Consider the following 6254-nt stretch of genomic DNA (forward strand, 5'->3'; position numbering starts at 1 on the left):
CGGGCCGCCGCTGACCGTCCCGGCGGAGGCCGACCCGAGCGACCGGCTCGTCGCCTTCCTCGGCCGCGACCCGTACCGGAGCACGGATCCGCCCGGGAGGGAGACGAGCGGCGGCTGCCCGGCCTCCGCGTGACGCCGCAGGAGCGCGGGCCCCGGGCGGCGGGGTTCACTCCAGGAACAGCCCGCGCTCCGCGGCCCGCGCGTCGAACTCCTCGAGCCGGGACTGCGCCTCGGGCAACCCGTCGCACATGGCCTCCAGCAGCACGCGCCCCAGCAGCATGGGCGCGCATGCGGTGTCGAAGGCGAGCCCCGTGCCGACGGCCGCCGGAAGCAGGAGGTCCTCGGGGTGGGCGACGGGGGCGAAGGCGCTGTCGGCGACTGTGACGACCTTCAGCCCCGCTGCCCGCGCGTGCGCGAGCCCGTCGGCGACCTCCTTGGGGTGCCGGGGCAGCGCGAAGCAGAGCAGCACGTCGGCCCCCGCACGTGCGCACAGATCGAGGCGGTCGGCCAGCATGGAGCCGCCCTCGTCCAGGAGCCGCACGTCCGGATGGACCTTGGCCGCGAAGTAGGCGAAGCCGCGTGCCTGTGCCGACGCGGCACGCAGGCCCAGCACGGGAAGGACCGGGCTCGCCGCGAGCAGACGGCCCGCCCGCTCCAGCGGTGCCGGATCGGCGAGCAGCGAGGCCAGGTGCCGCAGGTTGTCGATCTCCTCCTGCACGGCCTGCTGGTAGGTGTTGTACGGGTCGGGCTCGGCGTCCTCGGAGGCCGAGCGGGCCGTGCCCGCCTCGGGGGCCGAGTCCCGCAGATGCCTCCGCAGCGCCGGGTAGCCGTCGAAGCCCAGCGCGACCGCGAAGCGCGTCACCGAGGGCTGGCTCACCCCGGCCAGCTCGGCCAGCTCGACGCTGGACAGGAACGGGGCGTCCGCGGCCTGCCGCACCATGCAGTGCGCGATGCGGCGCTGTGTCGGCGTGAGCCGGTGCCCCTCGAAGAGCTTCAGCAACCGCGCGCTCGCGCTGCTCATCCCGTCCTCCTCCTGCTCCCGGCGAGCCTCGCCGACCGGGTGGACGGGCGAAGCGGGACCGCGGTACGCACCGGAGCTTCACATCCGTCCCATTGACATCTATTCACTACCGAACGACTGTGCATGACTATATGCAGCCGAGCAAGAGGGCTCTCACCAGGCCAGGGAACGGAAGGCAGGAGCACCATGGCCACATCCCTCGTGGAACGCCGCTCGATCGATGTCGTGCCGGACGACGAACGGCACGGCACCGCCTTCAGCCAGTTCACCCTGTGGCTGGGCGCCAATCTGCAGATCACCGCGGTCATCACCGGCGCGCTCGCGGTCGTATTCGGATCCGGCGCCTTCTGGGCGGTGCTCGGGCTCGCCCTCGGCAACGTGCTCGGCGGCGCCGTGATGGCCCTCCACTCCACGCAGGGACCCCAGCTGGGCCTGCCTCAAATGATCTCCTCCCGGGCGCAGTTCGGCGTCCGCGGTGCGATCGTCCCGCTGGCTCTGGTCATCGTGATGTACGTCGGCTTCTTCGCCAGCGGCAGCGTGCTGGCCGGGCAGGCCGTCGGCCAGCTGACGGGTCTGGGTGAGACACCCGGCATCGTCATCTTCGCCCTCGTCACCGGGACCGGCGCCGCCGTCGGCTACCGCCTCATCCACACCCTCGGCCGTCTCGCGTCCCTGGTGTGCGCGCTCGCCTTCCTCTACCTCGGCGCCCGCCTCCTGCAGCGCGCCGACCTCGGCACGCTGCTGGCCGACCGCACCTTCGACCTCCCCGTCTTCCTCCTCGCGGTCGCGCTGGCCGCCTCCTGGCAGCTGGCCTACGGTCCGTACGTCGCCGACTACTCCCGCTACCTGCCGCGTTCCACCTCGGCACGCGCCACGTTCTGGTGGACGCTGGCCGGCACGGGACTGGGCTCGCAGTGGTCGATGACGTTCGGGGCGCTGGCTGCGGCCGCCGCGGGCGGAAGCTTCATCGGGCACGAGGTGGAGTACGTCGTCGGCCTCGGCGGTGCCGGAGCCGTGGCGGCCGGGCTCTACTTCGTGATCGCGTTGGGCAAGCTCACCATCAACGTGCTGAACACCTACGGCGGCTTCATGTCGATGGTCACCAGCGTCAGCGGCTTCCGCGGGCAGGCGGTGCTCTCGCAGCGTGCCCGCGCCGCGTACATCGGGGCGATCATGGTGGCGGGCAGCGCGGTCGCCCTGATCGGCAAGGACAGCTTCCTCACCTCGTTCAAGGACTTCCTGCTCTTCCTGCTGACCGCGTTCACCCCCTGGTCCGCGATCAATCTCGTCGACTACTACCTGATCGCCAAGGAGCGCTACGACCTGCCCGCCCTCAGCGACCCCCGCGGCCGCTACGGCGCCTGGCGATGGCAGGCGCTGTCCGTGTACGTGATCGGGCTCCTCGCCCAACTCCCGTTCCTCGTCACGCACTTCTACACCGGCCCGCTGGTGGAGCCGCTGGGTGGCGCCGACGTCTCCTGGATCGTCGGGCTGGCCGTACCGGCACTGCTCTACTGGCTGCTCGCGCGCCGCGACACCTCGCACGTCCCGCCCCGCACCATCCTCGGCGTCGACGCGACGCCGGACGCGAGGGGCGGACCCGACGCCGGACCGGGGGCCCAGGCCGAGCCCGATACGGGGGCTAGCACCACTGCCGGAGACGGTCCGCGAGCGTAGCGTTCCGTTCATGGACGCCCGCGACCCCGAGCTGACGCGAGAACTCAACGCGACTCTTCAGACCCGCCGAGAACTCGGCCAGGAGTACGAGGAGGAGCTGATCGCCTCCTTCCTGGAGAAGATCGACCAGCGCCTCGAGACCGTCGTCGACAAACGGATGCGCCGCCAGATGGCGGAGCAGCAGATGGTCGCGGCCCGCGGCACGCGCCCGCAGTCGGGCGGCTCCCCCTCCTACCCGGAGGGCATGGGCGCACGGTTCCTGGCCGCCGCCTCGCTGGTCCTCGCCGTGCCGCTGTCGGCCATCGCCGCGGTCAACACCGGCCTGCCGGGACTGCTGGTGTGCTGGGGCGGCATCGTCGCGGTCAACGCCGTGCAGGCGAACCGCTCCTGGTTCAGCTCCAACCGCACGAAGGACCAACAGCGGGACAGCGACTGGGACTGAGCGGCGCGCGCACGTACAGCTGCCGCTCTGTCCGCTGTCGCGGAGGGGGCCCGACGGGGAGCGGGGTGGTGCGGGGGGCTGCCGCACCCCGGTGCTGGCACCGGGGCGGGACGACGGCAGCCCCCCGCAGGGATGCGCGCCGGTCAGGACCGGTCGCGTCCGGGCGTCCATGAGGTCCGGGAGCCGCTCCGGAGTTCCTCGACGCCGACACACTCCACTGTGCGGGAGCGGTGTTAACCGCGCTTTTCGGGACGGTGACACTTGCGGTCCACTTCAGGACGCCGAAGTGGCAGGCCCTGAGCGCCCGTCCGTCGACGCCGCTCGGCTGCCGGCGACCGCATCGGAGGAACTCCCCTTCTCCGCCAGGCAGCTTGAGCGACCGCGAACGCCTCTTGGCGCACGAGCGCCCGGTCCGCGCGTCCGTCACCAGGAGGCAGCCGCCCGAAGGCGGCCCGTGTTCAGCCGGCCGGGCCCGCGACGATCGGCAGCAGCCGCCGCGGGCCCGGCCGGTCCGTCTACTTCTTTATGCCGCTCGCCAGATACGCCAGCAGGTCCTGCCTGCTGACCACGCCGACCGGCTTTCCGGCGGCCAACACCACGGCCGCGTCGGCGCTTTCGAGCACGGCCATCAGGTCGGCCACGGACTCGCCGGAGCCGACGTGCGGCAGCGGTTCGCTCATGTGCTTGTCCAGCTGGTCGTCCAGCGAGGCGCGCTGCGCGAACAACGCGTCCAGCAGGTCGCGTTCGACGACGGAACCGACGACCTCCGCCGCCATGACGTCCGGGTGCCCGGCTCCCGGCTTGACCACCGGCATCTGCGAGACGCCGTACTCGCGGAGCACGTCGATGGCCTCGCCGACCTTCTCCTCCGGGTGCATGTGCACGAGCGAGGGGATCGGGCCCTCCTTGTACCGCAGGACGTCGCCGACGCGTACGGCCGTGGGCTCTCCGTCCTCCAGGAAGCCGTAGTCGTTCATCCACTCGTCGTTGAAGATCTTGCTGAGGTAGCCGCGGCCGCCGTCCGGCAGCAGCACGACGACCACGTCGTCCGGGCCGAGGCGGGAGGCGACCTCCAGCGCTCCGACGACCGCCATCCCGCAGGAACCGCCGACCAGCAGCCCCTCCTCCTTGGCCAGCCGGCGCGTCATCTGGAAGGAGTCCTTGTCGGAGACGGCCACGATCTCGTCGGCCACACCGCGGTCGTACGCCTCCGGCCAGAAGTCCTCGCCGACGCCCTCCACGAGGTACGGGCGCCCGGAACCACCGCTGTAGACCGAGCCCTCCGGATCCGCGCCGACGACCTGCACGCGGCCTTCGCTGATCTCCTTGAGATAGCGGCCCGTTCCGGAAATCGTGCCGCCGGTGCCGACGCCCGCCACGAAGTGGGTGATCCGGCCTTCCGTCTGCTCCCACAGCTCGGGACCGGTCGTCTCGTAGTGCGAGCGCGGGTTGTTGGGGTTGCTGTACTGGTCGGGCTTCCACGCCCCGGGGGTCTCGCGGACCAGCCTGTCGGAGACGTTGTAGTACGAGTCCGGGTGGTCGGGATCCACTGCCGTGGGGCACACGACGACCTCGGCGCCGTAGGCCCGAAGCACGTTGATCTTGTCCGTGGAGACCTTGTCCGGGCACACGAACAGGCAGCGATATCCCTTCTGCTGGGCGACTATGGCCAGCCCGACTCCGGTGTTTCCGGATGTGGGCTCGACGATGGTGCCGCCCGGCTGGAGTTCGCCGGAGGCCTCCGCCGCCTCGATCATCCGCAGCGCGATGCGATCCTTCACCGAACCGCCGGGATTGAAGTATTCGACCTTCGCCAGAACCGTGGCCCGGATACCCTCCGTGACGCTGTTCAGCTTGATCAGCGGGGTGTTGCCGACAAGGTCGATCATGGACTCGTGATACTGCACCTGGTCTCCGCGTGTCCGTGGGCAGCGTCGTTGCTTGCCCGTACCGTCACCATATTGCGCAACACGCGCACACCGGAGGCCCGTTGCGAAGGTTGCAGACGGGGCCTCACGGGGCAACACAGTGTTAAGGGCGTCGAGCCCGCACGTCACAGGACGCGCACTGGGCGCTCACACCGACTACCCATCCAGGGTGCCTCTTCATGCACCCGGGCACCACTCGCACCTGGATCCGGCAGTCACGCGGCGGCAAGCTGGTCGCAACTGGATCACTGAACACCGTGCACACGCAACGGATCAGGCACCGCGCACCACAGGACACGCACCACGCACCAGGCACCACGCACGGAACCATCAGCCGGGAGGCGGACCAGAAAAATGCCGATGTCGAAGGCGGCGAGCGCAAGAGTGGCACGGCGGATCGCGACCGCGGCCGCATACGGGGGCGGCGGACTCAGCCTGCTCGGCGGGGCCGCGGTCGGGCTGCTGTTCACCGAAGCACAGCTCGCCAAGCGCAAGATCGGTGGCTCCGACGACGAGCCACCGCCGGCCGACGGACTCTACGGCTCCGCATTCGCCGGGCAGCATCACGGGCGCCCGGTGAGGCTCGGATTCCTGGGCGACTCCACTGCCGCAGGGCAGGGCGTGACCCGTCCACGGCAGACGCCCGGAGCCCTTCTCGCCTCGGCGCTCGCCGCTGTGGCCGAACGCCCGGTGGAGCTGCGCAACGTCGCCCTGCCGGGCGCCCAGTCCGACGACCTGGAGCGTCAGGTCACGCTGCTGCTGAGCGAGCACGACCTCGACCTCGCCCCGGACGTCTGCGTCATCATGATCGGCGCCAACGACGTCACGCACCGGATGCCCCCGTCCCGTGCCGTGCGTCTGCTGTCCGACGGCGTCGCACGGCTGCGCACCGCCGGATGCGAGGTCGTGGTCGGCACCTGCCCCGACCTCGGTTCGATCGAGCCGGTCGGCCAGCCCCTGCGCTGGGTCGCCCGCCGGCTGAGCCGTCAGCTGGCGGCGGCGCAGACCATCGCCGTGGTCGAGGAGGGCGGACGTACGGTCTCCCTCGGCGACCTGCTGGGCCCGGAGTTCGCGGCTCACCCGCGCGAACTCTTCGGACCCGACAACTACCACCCCTCAGCCGAGGGTTACGCGACCGCCGCCATGGCCGTCCTGCCGACCCTGTGCGCCTCGCTGGGCCTGTGGC

The 6254-nt window shown here is 71.1% G+C and carries 5 protein-coding genes; 3 read left to right on the forward strand and 2 right to left on the reverse strand.

The annotated features are described in order from the left end of the window. Nucleotides 1–166: 166 nt before the first annotated feature. Entirely contained in the window at nt 167–1021 is an 855-nt protein-coding gene (locus tag H5J26_RS27195; protein ID WP_181768619.1) for a MurR/RpiR family transcriptional regulator, read from the reverse strand. Nucleotides 1022–1207: 186 nt separating this feature from the next. On the opposite strand from H5J26_RS27195, the gene H5J26_RS27200 reads away from it, so the two are divergent. Together H5J26_RS27200 and H5J26_RS27205 are read left to right on the forward strand one after the other, a co-directional pair. Continuing rightward, nucleotides 1208–2698, forward strand: a complete 1491-nt coding sequence (locus H5J26_RS27200) for a purine-cytosine permease family protein (RefSeq protein ID WP_181768620.1) — start codon at nt 1208–1210, stop codon at nt 2696–2698. Nucleotides 2699–2708: 10 nt separating this feature from the next. Beyond that, complete coding sequence (locus H5J26_RS27205) at nt 2709–3140, forward strand: hypothetical protein (protein ID WP_181768621.1); 432 nt, start codon at nt 2709–2711, stop codon at nt 3138–3140. Nucleotides 3141–3655: 515 nt separating this feature from the next. Here the strand turns inward: H5J26_RS27205 and H5J26_RS27210 are convergent. Then, a complete protein-coding gene (locus H5J26_RS27210) occupies nt 3656–5047 on the reverse strand; it encodes a cystathionine beta-synthase (protein WP_181768622.1) in 1392 nt (463 codons plus the stop codon). Nucleotides 5048–5422: 375 nt separating this feature from the next. On the opposite strand from H5J26_RS27210, the gene H5J26_RS27215 reads away from it, so the two are divergent. Further along, nucleotides 5423–6254 (forward strand): SGNH/GDSL hydrolase family protein (locus tag H5J26_RS27215; RefSeq protein ID WP_181768623.1); only part of this gene is annotated, 832 nt, incomplete at its 3' end.

The sequence above is a fragment of the Streptomyces albidus (ex Kaewkla and Franco 2022) genome (genome assembly GCF_013870515.1).
GTDB lineage: Bacteria > Actinomycetota > Actinomycetes > Streptomycetales > Streptomycetaceae > Streptomyces > Streptomyces albidus.

Excerpts from the sequence above, each read along its gene's own strand:
- H5J26_RS27195 (WP_181768619.1), bottom strand. The coding sequence starts at position 1,021 with ATGAGCAGCGCGAGCGCGCGGTTGCTGAAGCTCTTCGAGGGGCACCGG.
- H5J26_RS27200 (WP_181768620.1), top strand. The coding sequence starts at position 1,208 with ATGGCCACATCCCTCGTGGAACGCCGCTCGATCGATGTCGTGCCGGAC.
- H5J26_RS27205 (WP_181768621.1), top strand. The coding sequence starts at position 2,709 with ATGGACGCCCGCGACCCCGAGCTGACGCGAGAACTCAACGCGACTCTT.